This is a genomic window from Methanocella conradii HZ254 (genome assembly GCF_000251105.1).
Taxonomy (GTDB): domain Archaea; phylum Halobacteriota; class Methanocellia; order Methanocellales; family Methanocellaceae; genus Methanocella; species Methanocella conradii.
Genome location: NC_017034.1, coordinates 869,397 through 884,274, shown reverse-complemented (window position 1 = coordinate 884,274; position 14,878 = coordinate 869,397). Strand labels below are relative to the sequence as shown.

At 53.4% G+C, this 14,878-nt stretch carries 18 protein-coding genes; 6 read left to right on the top strand and 12 right to left on the bottom strand.

Translation table 11 applies throughout. The features are described from left to right. Window positions 1-13 precede the first annotated feature (13 nt). From mcrB to MTC_RS04515, 3 genes are all read right to left on the bottom strand, one after another. Entirely contained in the window at window positions 14-1,345 is a 1,332-nt protein-coding gene (mcrB, locus tag MTC_RS04530) for a coenzyme-B sulfoethylthiotransferase subunit beta (protein ID WP_014405502.1), read from the bottom strand. A 709-nt stretch (window positions 1,346-2,054) separates the two neighbouring features. Further along, a complete protein-coding gene (locus tag MTC_RS04520) occupies window positions 2,055-3,278 on the bottom strand; it encodes a tRNA (N(6)-L-threonylcarbamoyladenosine(37)-C(2))-methylthiotransferase (protein WP_014405500.1) in 1,224 nt (407 codons plus the stop codon). After that, window positions 3,262-4,308: an AI-2E family transporter gene (locus MTC_RS04515; RefSeq protein ID WP_014405499.1), complete on the bottom strand. Its 1,047-nt coding sequence runs from the start codon at window positions 4,306-4,308 to the stop codon at window positions 3,262-3,264. The genes MTC_RS04520 and MTC_RS04515 overlap by 17 nt, the downstream gene beginning before the upstream one ends. Before the next feature lie 68 nt (window positions 4,309-4,376). Here MTC_RS04515 and MTC_RS04510 point away from each other — a divergent pair, with 68 nt between their 5' ends. The 4 genes from MTC_RS04510 to MTC_RS04500 are packed head-to-tail and all read left to right on the top strand — an operon-like array spanning window position 4,377 to window position 6,477. Continuing rightward, window positions 4,377-5,249 carry a fumarate hydratase gene (locus tag MTC_RS04510; protein WP_048189000.1) on the top strand — a complete coding sequence of 291 codons (873 nt, stop codon included), beginning with the start codon at window positions 4,377-4,379 and terminating at the stop codon, window positions 5,247-5,249. Further along, window positions 5,250-5,831 (top strand): FumA C-terminus/TtdB family hydratase beta subunit, encoded by a 582-nt coding sequence (locus tag MTC_RS04505; protein ID WP_014405497.1) that lies wholly within the window; start codon window positions 5,250-5,252, stop codon window positions 5,829-5,831. It begins immediately after the preceding gene. Between the two features lie 23 nt (window positions 5,832-5,854). Further along, a complete protein-coding gene (locus tag MTC_RS13455; RefSeq protein ID WP_014405496.1) occupies window positions 5,855-6,010 on the top strand; it encodes a hypothetical protein in 156 nt (51 codons plus the stop codon). After that, window positions 6,007-6,477, top strand: a complete 471-nt coding sequence (locus MTC_RS04500) for a hypothetical protein (RefSeq protein WP_014405495.1) — start codon at window positions 6,007-6,009, stop codon at window positions 6,475-6,477. The genes MTC_RS13455 and MTC_RS04500 overlap by 4 nt, the downstream gene beginning before the upstream one ends. 481 nt (window positions 6,478-6,958) lie before the next feature. Here the strand turns inward: MTC_RS04500 and MTC_RS04495 are convergent, their stop codons facing one another. The 7 genes from MTC_RS04495 to MTC_RS04465 all read right to left on the bottom strand — a co-directional run bounded on the left by MTC_RS04495 (window position 6,959) and on the right by MTC_RS04465 (window position 10,387). Next, window positions 6,959-7,324, bottom strand: a complete 366-nt coding sequence (locus MTC_RS04495; protein ID WP_014405494.1) for a transcriptional regulator TbsP domain-containing protein — start codon at window positions 7,322-7,324, stop codon at window positions 6,959-6,961. 141 nt (window positions 7,325-7,465) lie between these two features. After that, window positions 7,466-8,644 carry an NAD(P)/FAD-dependent oxidoreductase gene (locus MTC_RS04490; protein WP_014405493.1) on the bottom strand — a complete coding sequence of 393 codons (1,179 nt, stop codon included), beginning with the start codon at window positions 8,642-8,644 and terminating at the stop codon, window positions 7,466-7,468. Continuing rightward, window positions 8,628-8,813, bottom strand: coding sequence for a 4Fe-4S dicluster domain-containing protein (locus tag MTC_RS04485; protein WP_014405492.1), 186 nt, complete (start codon window positions 8,811-8,813; stop codon window positions 8,628-8,630). Before MTC_RS04485 ends, MTC_RS04490 begins: the two co-directional genes overlap by 17 nt. Continuing rightward, the gene (locus MTC_RS04480; protein ID WP_048188997.1) at window positions 8,810-9,307 is read right to left on the bottom strand and encodes a GbsR/MarR family transcriptional regulator; all 498 of its coding nucleotides are present in this window, start codon (window positions 9,305-9,307) and stop codon (window positions 8,810-8,812) included. Before MTC_RS04480 ends, MTC_RS04485 begins: the two co-directional genes overlap by 4 nt. Window positions 9,308-9,366: 59 nt before the next feature. Continuing rightward, a complete protein-coding gene (locus tag MTC_RS04475) occupies window positions 9,367-9,747 on the bottom strand; it encodes a hypothetical protein (protein WP_143767069.1) in 381 nt (126 codons plus the stop codon). Continuing rightward, a complete protein-coding gene (locus MTC_RS04470; RefSeq protein ID WP_014405489.1) occupies window positions 9,728-10,012 on the bottom strand; it encodes a hypothetical protein in 285 nt (94 codons plus the stop codon). The genes MTC_RS04475 and MTC_RS04470 overlap by 20 nt, the downstream gene beginning before the upstream one ends. Further along, window positions 10,013-10,387 carry a hypothetical protein gene (locus MTC_RS04465; protein ID WP_143767068.1) on the bottom strand — a complete coding sequence of 125 codons (375 nt, stop codon included), beginning with the start codon at window positions 10,385-10,387 and terminating at the stop codon, window positions 10,013-10,015. Window positions 10,388-10,467: 80 nt separating this feature from the next. On the opposite strand from MTC_RS04465, the gene tmk reads away from it, so the two are divergent. Together tmk and pyrG are read left to right on the top strand one after the other, a co-directional pair. Next, on the top strand, window positions 10,468-11,094 hold the full coding sequence (gene tmk, locus MTC_RS04460; protein ID WP_237705971.1) for a dTMP kinase: 627 nt from the start codon (window positions 10,468-10,470) through the stop codon (window positions 11,092-11,094). Window positions 11,095-11,165: 71 nt separating this feature from the next. Continuing rightward, window positions 11,166-12,800 carry a glutamine hydrolyzing CTP synthase gene (gene pyrG / locus MTC_RS04455; protein WP_014405486.1) on the top strand — a complete coding sequence of 545 codons (1,635 nt, stop codon included), beginning with the start codon at window positions 11,166-11,168 and terminating at the stop codon, window positions 12,798-12,800. Window positions 12,801-12,931: 131 nt separating this feature from the next. Here pyrG and MTC_RS04450 read toward each other — a convergent pair whose 3' ends face one another. Beyond that, the gene (locus tag MTC_RS04450) at window positions 12,932-13,372 is read right to left on the bottom strand and encodes a tellurite resistance TerB family protein (RefSeq protein ID WP_014405485.1); all 441 of its coding nucleotides are present in this window, start codon (window positions 13,370-13,372) and stop codon (window positions 12,932-12,934) included. Window positions 13,373-13,590: 218 nt separating this feature from the next. Then, the gene (locus MTC_RS04445) at window positions 13,591-14,874 is read right to left on the bottom strand and encodes an RCC1 domain-containing protein (RefSeq protein ID WP_014405484.1); all 1,284 of its coding nucleotides are present in this window, start codon (window positions 14,872-14,874) and stop codon (window positions 13,591-13,593) included. Window positions 14,875-14,878 lie beyond the last annotated feature (4 nt).

The window sequence follows — 14,878 nt, the reverse complement described above, 5'->3', positions numbered from 1 at the left end:
TTTTTTAGCTTTCTTATACCTTACCCTTTACCTCCGCGGCTCCCTTCGCAACGTGTATGAGCGGCTCCCTGAACTCGGGGATCTCACCGAATACGCTGATTATGCCAGAAGTCGCCTCGGGGGTGAACATCTGGGTGCCAGCATCAAGCGAGCAGGCCGCCGACACACATGGAATGGCGAAGCCCTTGCTGTGCCTGGTCACGACGTGGTTGCCGTTAAACACGCCCGGCCCGCCGCCACCGTAGATCGAGTGGCTGAAGAACGAGAAGCCGACGGCAGTACCCTCGACCTTACCGAAGTCGCAGCCCGGCAAGCCGGTCTCCCTCTCGATGAGGTCGTTTACGTATAGCAGCGTGGACGAGACCGCCTGTGCGCCTCTTAACGCACCGCAGTTCACCATGGTCGCAGCCATAGTCGCTACCGCGGTGTAGGCGTTCCACAGCGCAATGTCGTCCGTGGTGTATAGCTTGTAGCCAGACGGAAGTGTCTTCTCTACTTTAATGACCTTGTCCTCTATAGCCTTGCCAACGATGGTGGCAACAACAGAGCCTATGGTGCCGTTCTTGCCGTTCTCCTTGACAGTGTTATAGAGCAGGTTGTTCGCGTTGAGGCCCTGGTACGCGAAGCCGAGCAGCTGGTATCTCTCCCAGGGTCCGACGGCGTCGCCCATCTCCCAGATGCCGGCCTGTTCGAATATGCTGGACAGGGCAGCGACATTCATGGTGTTTCTCCTGGCGATGACGACGCAGTGGTTGGTCAGGATGTTCCTTAACGCATAGCCCACGCCTTCGTCCTTCTGTGGGATCTCGAGGATCATCTTGACGTTGCCGCCGACGAGGTCCATCGTCTGCGGGTAGGTGCCCCAGACCGCCGACTTGACGAACGGCGCGTCGAACATGTCAACCTTGTACATGTCAAGGATAGTTTCAGTGACTGCCGATGCGGTGCAGCTTAAGCTGGCGACGAACTCAGCGCCGGCCTCGACCCTCTGCGTGGGGGCCTTGACTAGCAGGTACTTTCCGCCACCTACGACCTTGACCTCCGTGTCGTCGTTCTTGCTGACCCTGATGGTCTCGTCGACCTTCTTGGCGATCTTTTCAGCATCCTTGACGATTGGCAGGTCAAGGCTCATGCCGAGGATCTGCCTGCCCTTGCCGCCGACCTTGCCGGTCTTAAGGGCAGTTTCGATGCCTTCGAGGTTTACAGCCACGGACCTCTTGGTCAGGTTGACGATCTTTCTGATCGCCGGGTTGACGACCGGGCTGACTGCCTCAAGGGGTACATCCTTTTCTAAAAGTTTTCCCTTATCGTCGTATAGGTCTATTTTGTCTTTGAACTTAGGCATTTTCCCTCCTCCCGTGGGATTGTTCATAAATGGTCCGAATGGTCTCTTTGTGCAGCGCACAAGCCGTGCTTTGCACTCTAGAGGTGCCGATTATGACCGCCTCTGCAGGCGATCTTAAAAGGTTATTGGCATGGTTTTCTATATTTATCCATACCCATAGATAGACCATTCGACACCTGAATATTATGCATTTCTGGCATATTAACTTTATGTTTACGCGACTAAATATTTTTACATAATTTTATAATTATTTTTAATATATTTAAATAAAGGTCATCAAAAACAATATTTTATCGTAAAATGTTTAAAATTGTTTTATTACAAAAAACTAAAAATAAGTTTTATTTTCTTATTAGTTATCATATATTAATGTTAATATTCAATATTTTTCCTTTTAAATGTTTAATGTATGCTTTTAAACTATTTATAGATTACCTTGACCGTATTGGCGATTTTTGTAAAAACAATCAAATAATATACTTTAATCAAGATACTACAAAAAACTAGCCATATTAAATATTTAAATCGTTCATTTTAACCACATATGGCTAGATATGCCTCATAAACTGCATATTTTTATGTCAGGCCTGATTATGGGGCATTGTACACAAATGTAAATATTTATCCATATAATTGTGGACTTATAGCCTTATTATGCTGATAAACGGGAGCATGATATATAAATTTGGATTATTAATTATTATAATTTTTATATTTCAATTGGTTTTCCTATCATGTAAGTGGTGCTCGCGCCGCATATTTTCACGTCAAGGCGGGCGCCCGGAGGGAGAGCTGCCGGGATCACTACCATGTGATACGAGTCATCCCTCGCCACTGAGGACCCTGGCTTGCCCTCCTCGGTAACGAGCACGCTAAGCCGCCGCCCTATAGAGCTGCGCATATACGCAGAGGTGATTTCATGGTGAAGCCGGGTGAGCGCCCTGGAGCGCTCTTTCTTTATTGCCATGGGGAGGTCGTCCATTTTCGCCGCCACGGTGCCCGGCCTTGGCGAAAAGCGCGTTATGTTCACCTTGAGGGGCTTATTGGCCCGAAGGTCTTCCATCGTCATCTCAAAGTCGCCATCGGTCTCCTCAGGGAAGCCGACTATATAATCTGTGGAAAGCGTGATGTCTGGAATGCATTCCCTCAGCCTTCTCACCATGTCGCTATACTGGGATTCGGTGTAGGGCCTCCCCATCAGCCTCAATATCCTGTCTGACCCGGATTGTATAGGGATGTGGGCGAACTTATATACATGGGGGTCCTGGAATATGCGTATAACGTCGTCTAAAATGTCGGCGATAGAGAAAGGGTTCATCATGCCCAGCCTCACCCTGTAGTCGCCCTCGATGCCGAGCATATCGTGCATGAGCTTCGGGAGCCTTATGCCAATATCTATGCCGTAGGCGCCGGTATCCTGGGCGGTGAGAAAGATTTCCTTTGCGCCCATTTCCAGGGCATCTTTAACGGACTTCTTTATAGAGGCGGGCGGAGCGCTGCGTAGAGTGCCACGGGCCAGCCTGACGATGCAATATGTGCACTTCCCCACGCAGCCTTCGGCGATGGAGATGATGGCGGTCTTGCCCTTGAGCAGGGGCTTTCCATGGACGGGCCGTATTCCCAGCAGCTTCATGGCAGCTTCGGCGCCAGGCGCCCCGGCACATTCGACGTTCCCGCCCAGCCCTTCGAGCAGGTATGGCTGCGCCGCCGCCATGCAGCCCGCCACTATGACCCTCTTATCTTCGTATTTTTTAATCGCCTTCAGCATGCCCCTCGAAGTCGGCTCGGTTACAGCGCAAGTATTAATAATGATGACGTCGGCCTCATCGGGCCTTTCTGCCACGCAGCATCCCGCTGCCTGGATGGAGCTACGCATGCGATGCGAGTCGCCCATGTTAGCCGTGCAGCCGTATGTCTCAATGTAGACTTTCATCGCCCTTGACCTTCTTCTTGTACGTCCTGTAGGCGGCGGTGACGAGGCCTACTGCCATCGGGGCGGCGAAAAAGCCCGACAGGCCCGCCGCGACCCCGCCTCCTATGAATGCCAGTATGGTCAAAAGGGGGTGTAGGTTGGACGCCCTATTTATAAGATATGGGCGGATTATGAAGTCTGGCGGCAGGTACACAAAGACGACCGCAGTGCCAAGAAATAAGGCTGCAATGAGCGGGCTTCTATAGAGGTAGACGTAAAGGGTAAGCGGTAGAAATACCATCATGCCGGAGAGGATTGGGACCATGGCCGCGATGAATACAAAAGCCGTGAATAGCGCCTTGTAAGGTATGTTGAAGGCGGTAAAGATGATGAGAGAGCCGGCGGCCACGAATAGCGCCGTGTAGAACGTGCCCGTGAATATGCCGGACAGTATGCAGTCTGCCTCGGCTAGAAATGCGTCAAGCACAGGGCGCTGGCTGTCGGGGGTTAGCTCTTTGAGGCTGCGTACGAAGCCTCTCCCGTCCTTGAGAAGGTAAAAGCATACGAAGAGCGATATTAAGGCGTTCATGGCCAGCGATACGGCGCTGGATACCGTGCTCCTGATCGGCAGGGACTTTAAAAGCGTGATCGAGTAGTCGTACAGGTTTTTCAGCGCCTCGCTAACGGCTTCATTGAGGTCGAAAGGAAGCCCCAGCCTTTCCTCTGTTTGGTCTAATATGGCGGTAAGCTCGGCGCCGTGGCCTGCTGCCCATCGTACTTCTGTTGCGACCGCTATGATGCCGTAAATGATGATGGCTATGAGTGGAATCAGTATGCAAAAAGTGGCGATGTAAGGCGAAAATTTGGTGTATTTATCGAGGTATTCCTTTATGGGGCGGGTGACGAAGAAAAAGAAGACCCCGAAGATTATCCCGTCCGCTAGCGGCATTATGTAGTATATGGCTGCTAGCGATACGGCTACAATTAATAATATAGCCGCCAGCATGAAGCGGTTTTTGTAGATGTCCTCGAACCTGCTTTCTAAGCTCATCGTATTCCCTTTTAATTAAAGTTTTATTTTTACTTATTCCTGGAAGGATTTTTATAGTTACTCGCATTATGTCAGCAAATATGGAGGATAAGCTCATTGAGGAGACGGTGATAGCGCTGTTAAGGCGTGCCGTGGCCACGCTGCCCGGGGACGTGCTCGCTGCGCTTGAGGCATCGCTGCTTATAGAAAGAAACCCGACGGCAAAAAGGGAGCTAAGCAGGATTTTAGAGAACGTCAGGGAGGCGAGGGCGTGCATGTTGCCTATGTGCCAGGACACGGGGCTGCCGGTCTTTTTCGCGAGGATGGGCTTTACCTTCCCGGGCTTCGAGGAGGCGGTGGCGAGGGGCGTGCGCAGGGCGACCGAGGATATTCCCTTAAGGAAGAACGTGGTCCACCCACTCACCAGAGAGAATACGGGCGATAACACGGGAAAGGGCATGCCTTATATATGCTATTCATATGAGCCTTCCGATTATATTGAGTTGATCGTTATGCCAAAAGGCGGCGGCTCGGAGAACATGAGCGCGCTTGCGATGCTTAACCCTTCGTCAGGGATAGGCGGGATAAAGAGGTTCGTGCTGGACACAGTGGTGAATGCCGGGGGGAGGCCTTGTCCTCCGATCATACTTGGAGTGGGAATTGGAGGCACGGCGGACGAGTGCATGGCGCTGGCGAAAAAGGCGCTGTTAAGGCCTGTAGGCTCGCATAGCCCTGATTCTTCGATTGCAAGGCTGGAGATGGAGATGCTCCACGCCATTAACGCCACAGGTATCGGCCCCATGGGGCTGGGCGGCGACACGACGGCGCTCGCCGTCCACGTAGAGTATGCGTGCTGCCATACGGCGAGCCTTCCCGTGGCCGTCAACTTCCAGTGCTATGCAGCGCGCAGGGCCAGGGCCCGCATTTATAGGGACGGCAGCGTCGAGATAGGGGGCGAGTGAGTGGAATATCATTTATCCACCCCACTTTCAAAAGAAGCGGTAGCTTCACTCCGGGCGGGCGACGTGGTCTATATTACTGGCGTTTTCATCGTCGCTCGTGACAAGGCGCATATGCGCATGGCAGAGTATTTTAAGGGCCAGAAAGAGTTGCCATTTAAGCTGGAGGGCGCAGTCATATTCCACGGGGCACCCATCGTTAAAAAGGAGGGGAATGAGTGGAAGATAGTGGCCATCGGACCTACCACCAGCGCGAGGATGAGCTCCCTGGAGCCTGCTGTAATCGAGCACGGGGTGGCGGTAATTGTGGGCAAGGGGGGCATGGACAACACGGTATTAAAGGCGCTCCACGACTACGGCGCAGCATACCTGTCGATGACGGGCGGCACGGCAGTTATGGGGGCGCGCATGGTAAAAAAGGTGCTGGGCCTCGTATGGGAAGACCTTGGGATGTCGGAGGCGGTGTGGCTCCTGGAAGTGGAGGATTTCGGGCCGCTCACGGTGGCCATGGACTCCCATATGGAAGATTTATATGAAAACGTGAGGCGCAGGGTGGCGGAAAACATTAAGAGCATGCACCTCTAAACTAGTATCGAGGTGAGCTACTCATGTGCACCACCGGAGGCATGCCAGCGGACATTGAGCTGAGCGAGATAAAGTTTAAGCGATATAAGTGTAAGGACTGCGATAGCAAGTTTAAGGGCGCGGGCAAGAAGCCGGTATGCCCGTCATGCGGCTCCGAGGACGTTGAGCTGATCGAGTGAACGCGGAGTTCGTGCTCCACGAGGACGAGGTCTTATTCTTATACGATGACAGGAATACCGTGGGAATCGTCAAGGCTGCCAAGGCGAGGCAGGCCTACGTCGAGACGGATGAGGAGGAGCTTATCCAGTTTCTAGAGCCGGAGGACTTGATAGCGGTATCCTGTTTCTCTGGGGGAGAGAGGGCCATGCGGATGGCCCGGTGCATGCTGTTCCTGGTAAGGGAGGGCGGAGTGCCGCTCCTCGTGCTAAAGAAGGGCCACCCGGCCACCCGCCGCATTCCCCTTGTCGTCTCGGCGGGGAGCCGAATCGTTTTGAGCGGATGTATCGTGCCCGGCACCCACCCCGAGCAGGACGTCCTTTGCGGCAAGGGAGAGATGGACGGCATTACTCTTAAGGCAGTTAAGGGCGGAGTAATCCTGGAAGGAGGCGGGTCTCCCCGTACTGCCATACAGCGCTTCCAGCCTTAATTAGCCTATATTTTGACTAGTTGTTGTCGAGATGAAAAAGTTTTTGTAAGAAGAAATGATGGTCGGGCAGATGATTTTGTAAAAAGAAATGATGGTCGGGCAGATGATTTTTCTTTTTCTATAGGCTAAAGGGGGGCTTCGCTTCGCTACGCCCCCCTCGCGGACCCCCAAGCTTGTTTTGCCTCTTCGGGGCAAACGAACAACAAGCCCGACCATTGGTTCTCGACGAAAAAGGCTAGCTAGTCATAAGACTTTTTAGGATTTAACATCGCTAAACCTATGGTTCCTCTTATATTAGCTTGTCCGAAGATTAGCTTGTCCGAAGGACAATCAAACATGGGGGGTCCGCGAGGGGGGGCGTAGCGTAGCGAAGCCCCCCTTTAGCCTCTGGAAGTAGAAGATTCTATGTATAACCATCCATTAAAGATGATACATTCAATATTATAATAATTAAAATATTATACTAATGCAAAAATGGCCTTTAAGCCTGTATGCCGAAGCACTCCTTAAGCTTTGCCTCGTTCAGCTTGAGCCTGATCTTGGGCCTTCCGAACGGCGTCTTGACGCTCTCCTCGAACAGGACGTTCAGGTTCACGAGAAAGTCCTTTCGGCGCGAGAACGTGGCCTTGGACGCTATTCCAGTATCCTCTCCCCACTGGACGACGTCGTAGAAAAGCTCGCCGTTTTTCGCAGCCGCAAGCAACGCGATGGAGACCTTATCGATGGCCTTGGTCTTGAGCACCGAGTAGCGCGTATCATCGAACGCCTTGCTATACATGATAAAGTCCACTATGGTCTGCTCCGACAGGTACCCCGACATTGATGCGACTATATCATTTAATTTCATGATTTGAATTTTTGTCTTTAGTGATAATAAAGTTTTTGATGAAATTGTTTTATATTTTCGAGATTAACTGTTTTTCAATGTATTATGGGGTAGTATGCCAAATTTTTCTTCTATTGGGGGGTAAAAAAGCTGGGGCCGGCTTTAGAATAGGCCGGCCAATTCTACGAATAGGCCCGGGTTACGGGTGATGATCTCTTTTAAGAGCTTGGGGACGGACATGTTCTCGAAGTTTACGCCGACGAGGGACTTCGCCACCGAGTTCATGACCTCATCGCTAGTCTTGACGACGAACTCCTTAGCCTTATAGTTCCTGTCCAGCATCTTGCCCAGCGTTTCCCGCACCTCCCGATCGTAGCGCTGTAGCCTTTTAGCGGATACGTCGCCCGATTTTATTGCGTCAGCTATGACGTTGCCCGCTATTCGGCCGCTCACCATTCCATTATATATGCCGCCTCCGGTGATCGGGTCGGACACCCTGCCGGCGTCGCCCACGAGGACGAGGCCACCGGTGGAAAGCTGCTTGAGCATGCCGCTTGCCGGCACCGCCCCAACCACCGTCTCAATGACCTTCCCCTGGGGGAACCTCCAGGCCATGAACTCGCGGAGGTAGTCGATAGGGTGCTTACCTGTAAACCTGCTGCCCAGCATACCAAGGCCCACGTTTGCCTCCCGTTTTCCCTTGGGGAAGACCCAGACGTAGCCCCCCGGTGCGCGTTCGTTGCCCAGGTAAAAGTCACAGCTATCGGCCTTGATGTCGATATCGGTGACGAGGAACTGTGCGCAAGTCTCGATGTCCTTCGGCTTCAGGGTGGTGTTAATGCCAGCCCACTTGCCCACCTTTGACTCGATGCCGTCTGCGCCGACCACCACCTTGGCCCGCGCCTCAAAATCGTCTCCCCTATGCTTGCCCCTGATGCCGCATACAGTGCCATTCTCAATGATGAGAGAAGTGGCCTGGGTCTTGACCTGCACCTCAGCCCCCGCCTTTGCCGCCGTCTTCGCCACGGCGCGGTCGAAAATCTTCCTTTCCAGGACGTACCCGACTTCCTTGCCGGCCAGCTTTTCGGAGAGCTCTATGCAGGTGCCGTCAGGTGCGAATATCCTTGCGCCGGTGACCTCGGCGCATATCCACCTTGGGTCGGGGTCCATGAACTGCGTGAGGCCCACCTTCCCGGTGCCCTCGGCGCACCTCACCGGGTCCCCTATCTCCTGGCGCTTCTCTATCAAAAGGACGTCCAGGCCATGCTCCGCGGCAGTCCTGGCCGCTATAGAGCCTGCCGGCCCGGCGCCGACCACTATGACGTCATACGCGCTCTTCATCCTCGACCAGCTCCAGCGCCCCCATGGGGCACACCTTCGTGCATATCCCGCAGTTACTACAATTATCGCCGACCTCTATGTAAGTCTCGACGAGGTCGAGCGCATCCTTCGGGCAGACGCTCACGCAGGCGCCGCAGTACCCGCACCTATACCTGTTAACCTTGATCACTTTTTCTCCTCCAATGGTACGTCCAATAGCCTTTTAAGATATGATTCTAAGTCTTTTAGTTTAGCCTCATAATTCTCTATGAACTCGACGTGCTCGCACATCTGGGGGTCCTGTGAGCCCTTGGCGTCGGCCTTGGTCGACTGTAGCTTGTTTAGCACCACGAGCACGTAGTCGTCATGGATGGTCTTCAGCACCATCCGCATTATCTCGTCCAGGTTCGCCCGGCTCGAATAGTAGTTCTTACGGCTGTCCTGCCGCTTTTGCCGGGCCACCAGGCCCACCCTGACGAGCTCGTCGATGGCGGAGCTTACCGCTGGCACGGAGTAGCCCGTGAACTCGCTTATCTCGTCCTGGGTCATCGGGTCTACAGCCAGCAGGATTGCGCCGAAGACGCGGCCGTGAAGCGCCCCCAGGCCCCTTGCCTTAAACAGGGCCTCGAAGGTGCCCAGTATGGCCTCCCTCTCCTTGATGATGTCTGAGTAAGTCTTGGTCATCAAGCGTATTGGCTCCTCTAAACTATTTATATTTTTTGAATTTTCAGAAATGATAAAAATTATGGGTTTTTCATGAGGAGCTTTAATATATTTTCTGCTTCTTTTCTTGCTTCTTCCCTTTCTATGAGGCGTTGTTTCTGGTGGCCGGTGGTGTATGAAGGCTCTTCCTCGTCGGGCTGCAGTGCCGGCGTGAACCTTCCCTCAAGCCGGCAGATGACGAGGGCGTCGCCTGCCTTGAACGCGTTAATGGTATATCCGTGGATGACCGCCATCATCCTTTCTGCATGGAATATTGCCTCGCCCTCTTTGAAGACGCTCTTTATTTTATCCGATAGCCCTGGCTCAAGCATCTCATAGAAGATAATACGGTTGCTGAGGTAAACCGCCATTCCCGCATAGCCTTCCTGTTCTCGTAAGGTATCAATTAGATGCTTGAGCATCTGCCTCACCCGCCAGCCTGAATGAGAGGGCCAGCAACCCTGATGCAGCCATCATCGCAGCGCCCGATAATGTGAGCATGATATCGGAGAGAGCGGCCGCCTGTGGCCAATAGCCGAGGGATAGTGCAGCGGCGCATGCGAGCGCTGTAATCGATGAGAGCATGCAGAGGAAAAACGGGGACCTGTATAGCCTGTATGCCGTGCGGTATATGGCGATGGAGAAAATGATGGCGGCCAGAGCGGCGATGGCCTCAACGGTTTCCATTCATTCCACCTCTTTGGCGAGCCGTATCAAAGCCAGGCCCGCTCCTGACAGCAGCGCTGCTGTGCTCGTCAAGGCCACCGCCCTGTTTATTGCCATAAAGGCCGATGCGGCCTCGCACCCGCCCGCCGCCGTCGATGCCAGCGACGCGCAGTATAGCGCCTTAAACGCCCCTCTGCCGCCATTACGCAGGAACGTTTCTCCAATAGCTTTCGAGAGGAGTAATGACCCGGCGCACATGATGCTCCCTGCGCCTAGCCTGATGGTTGCCATATAATTATCTGCAGGAGGCGATGAAGGCCCCATGAGGGCCGCAGCGAAAGCTATAAACAAGGCAGCGGCAAGCCCGGATGCCTTAAGGAGCGCTGATGCTGGCATAGCTCCCACTACGACTGCATGGATAATAAATATTTTCATTAAAATGCAAAAAAGCTTTAGATGCGTGAGCTTAATATCCATTGGATGTAAATGTCATCACGATGGCCCAAAAAGGCATTTTAATCAGCGTCGAGGGCATCGACGGCACGGGTAAGACCACCCAGGTAAGGCTATTAAAAGAGTGGCTCGATAAGCGCGGCAAGGACGCCGTAGCGCTGAAAGAGCCCACTCAAGGCAGGTATGGCCGGGAGATAGCGAGGCTGGCATCCTCAGGAGGCCTAAAAGACCCCCGGAAGGAGCTAGAGCTATTCATGCTGGACCGGATGGAGGACGTCAAGGAAAACATATTGCCGGCGCTCGAGGCGGGCAAAGTGGTCATTATGGATCGTTATTACTTATCCAACATAGCCTATCAGGGCGCACGGGGCCTCGACCCCATGAAGATTAAAGAGGAAAACGAGAAGTTTTCCCCCGTGCCCGACCTCATCATAATATTAGATATCGACCCCCGCCTTAGCATGGCCAGGGTGAACGCCCGTAAGGGCGTGGTCGGCCACTTCGAGAACGAGGCCTACCTCAGGCGGGTCAGGGAAATATTTCTGAGGATTGGCGAAAGCCCGAACGCAGTCGTAATAGATGCCAGCGGCCCTGTAGAGGAGGTCCATCGCAAGATCGTGGAAGCCATAGAAAAAAGGTTGAACATATGAGGCCCCGACAAGTATATCATTAACTATAAGCCAATCTGGGAGAAATTGTCTTCGTCAAATGGTGATATGAAGTGAAATACGTGGTCGTAACAGGTGGCGTGATGAGCGGCTTAGGGAAGGGGATAACTGCGGCCTCAACGGGCAGGATCCTGAAGAACAAGGGCTACAAGGTCACCGCCATCAAGATTGACCCATATATTAATATTGATGCTGGCACGATGAGCCCCTTTCAACATGGGGAGGTGTATGTCTTAAAGGATGGCGGCGAGGTGGACATCGACCTGGGCCACTACGAGCGCTTCATGGACATCGACCTCACCTCGGACCATAACATTACGACCGGCAAGATCTATAAGACCGTTATTGAGAAGGAGCGCCGCGGCGACTACCTGGGCAAGACGGTGCAGATAATCCCGCACGTCACGAACGAGATAAAGGAGCGGATAAGGCACGTCGCTAAAAAGAGCGGGGCGGACATATGCCTGGTAGAGGTGGGAGGCACCGTGGGCGACATCGAGAGCATGCCGTTCCTGGAAGCGGTACGGCAGATGCGGTCCGAGGAGGAGAAGGAAGACTTCGCTTTGATTCACGTGACCCTCGTCCCCATCGATACCATGGACGAGCAGAAGACCAAGCCCACCCAGCACTCGGTAAAAGAGTTAAGAGAGCTGGGCATCCAGCCGGACATCATCGTGGCGAGGTGTAAGAGGCCGCTTAATAAGTCCACGAAGGCGAAGATCTCCCTATTCTGCGACGTGCCCGAGGAGGCGGTCATCAGCGCCCACGACGCCGACGATATCTACAAGGTGCCAATCCAGCTCGAAAAGGAGGGGCTTGCGGACTATCTCATGAAGCGCATGAGCCTGGTGCCGCTGAACGACTCGCAGTCATGGAACGAGATGGTCAGGAGGATGGAGTCGGCAGACAGGTCCGTTACCGTGGCCATTATAAGCAAATACGGTATTGAGGACGTGTACCTGAGCGTCAAGGAGGCGCTTAAGCACGCCGGGATCGCCATGGGCACGAAGGTGAAAATAAGGTGGGTTGAGTCGGAGGACCTGGAGAAGGCCGATGATGTTTCGCCGTTTTTTGCCGACGTTGACGGCATTCTCGTGCCCGGAGGGTTTGGCATGAGGGGCATCGAGGGCAACATCAAGGGCATCAAGTATGCCCGTGAGCATAATGTACCCTTTTTAGGGCTTTGTATGGGCTTCCAGCTTGCAGTCATCGAGTTCACGAGGAACGTCGTGGGCTATAAGGATGCGACGAGCAGCGAGTTCAGCGCCACGGGCACCCATGTTATAGACATTTTGCCCGAGCAGAAGGATATTAAGAACATGGGCGGGACGATGAGGCTTGGCGAGCACAAGTCGTGGATTAAGGATAATACGCTGGCCCACCGGCTTTACGGCACCACTAAGATTAGCGAGAGGCACCGGCACCGCTACGAGGTTAACCCTGACATGATAGACGAGATCGAGAGCCATGGCCTGGTATTTTCGGCGAAAAACGATAACCGCATGGAAATACTGGAGCTTCCCACTCATAGGTTTTTCCTGGGCACCCAGTTCCACCCCGAGTTCAAGTCGAGGCCCGAGAGGCCGTCCCCGCCCTTCCTCGGTTTCGTCAAGGCCATGCTCGAGGGCAAAAAACCAGAGGCAGGAAAGATAACGGCAAAAGCTGAAAAACACCCATTGAGCACTTAATGTAGTCTTAAGGTTCTTAATGGAAAACGGCTTATGAAGAAATACAGCGGATTACAGGTATAGATAATAAAAATAGAAAGAAGCAATGCCTGGTAAAAGAGTACATCGACGCTAACGGCTTTAGCTTAGGCTTAAGCCCTGTTCTTGATGACCATGGTCTCCACGACCTTTAGGGCCATATCATCGGGCACTTCGAGGGCCTTCTGCAGGTCATCCAGGTACTTCTTCTCCTCGTCCTCGACTACGCCGTCCGCCAGGACGAGGTCGGCTGCGATCGCGAACGCCGTCTGCTTCTGCTCCGGGGTGAGTGCCTCTTTTGAAAGGTTGATCACGGCGCCCGCCCCCTGTTTCTTAAGCAGGTTGAGCACGCGATCGAACATCTGCCTCATCTGGCCATCGTTAACGCCCTTAAACAGCTTCATGCGCAACAGGGCGGTAAACAAGCCCTGGGCCTCATCCTGGTTTATCACTCCATCCGCGGCCACCGCGGTCAAAGAGATTCCGATGAAAGCTTCCTGTGCATTGAACCTGGCAGGCTGGCTGCCGCCTAATACCTTATCGAATAATCCCATGTTTTTCCTCCATCATTCGTTAAAGCGGGCATTGCATAGCCCAATTATAAAGGCTGTAGCCATAATAGCCTGCTCATGCTTAAGCTTATCGGTCGAAAAGAATTTTTATGAGGCCTCTTCTGGGCGTCCCGATTGAGCCGGGCACCTGCGGCACGCAAGCTACTCGGGCATAAGCCCGTTCGCAGCGCTCGCCGAAGCGGGAATAAGCTAAACAATAGCTACCTCTTCCACATATAGATAAAGATTCCGACCGCCACCGCCAGGATTATGAGAAGGATTGCCAGCAGGACCGTGCTATCACCGCGGCTTTGCGAAGGGACGCCGCTCGCGATCGGCCCCTGCGTGGCGGCCTGAAGAGTTGTCGGCGAACTCGTGCTGCCGCTACTCAAGCCATTACCAAGCTGGCCATAGTTGTTATTCCCCCATATCCAGATGGTGCCGTTATAGTCCAGCGCCATGGTATTGAAGCCTCTAGCGGAAACCGCCTTTATTGGCGGTAGGTGTACTTTTACAGGGCTATAGCTGTTTGACGTGGTGCCATCTCCGAGCTGTCCATATTTGTTCTGGCCCCACGTCCATACCGTGCCATCGCCTTCGAGGGCTACCGAGTGTCCCTCCCCCGCGCTTATCTGGGTAACGTTTGATAGCCCATGCACCATTATCGGCATATTCGAAAATTCTTTACCCGCGACGCCAAGCTGCCCATAGCTATTATCGCCCCACGCCCAAACAGTTCCATCATTTTTAAGGGCAAGGGCATGTGCATGGCCTAGCTTTACTTCCTTCACGTTTTCCAGCCCTTTCACCTGGACTGGCGTTGTAATAGCGAGCAAGCCTGTGCTATTTTCGCCCGCCTCGCCGAATAGGCTGCGCGAGTTTGCCCCCCATACCCACACCGTGCCATCGTCTTTCACCGCAGCCGCGTTTATGGGGCCGGCCGACACGTAAGTGACATTACTTAGCCCGACAACCATGCCCGGCTCTGCGCGGTGTGCGCCGGCATAGTAATCATCGATGGTAACCTGTTTACCATCTCCGAGCTGCCCATATCTGTTATCCCCCCACGTCCAAACCGTTCCATCGCTTTTAAGGACAACGCAAAAATGCTGTCCAGCAGATATGCCGGTTATATCGCTTAGGCCTGGCACGGGCAAAGGCGAAAAATGCTCTCTCGACTGATTATAGGTCGTATTATTCGGGACATACCCTAAATCCCCGAATATGCTCCAGCCCCAGGTTAGCACTGTACCATCTTTTTTGAGCGCTATTACGAAAAGCTCGCCAGCATCTATGGAGGTAACGTTATCGAGCCCGTGGATTGCCACGGGCCTTGTGACATATTCCAGCCCCTCGCTGGCGGGTATACCGCATTCGCCGTCATAATTCGACCCCCACGCCCAAGCCGTCCCGTTCTCATCTAAAGCTAAAGAAACCGTGGGGCCTTGAGCGATGAACGCGAATGGCGGGACCTCTGCATGCGCTAGCCCGGCGAAACTTATCATCACC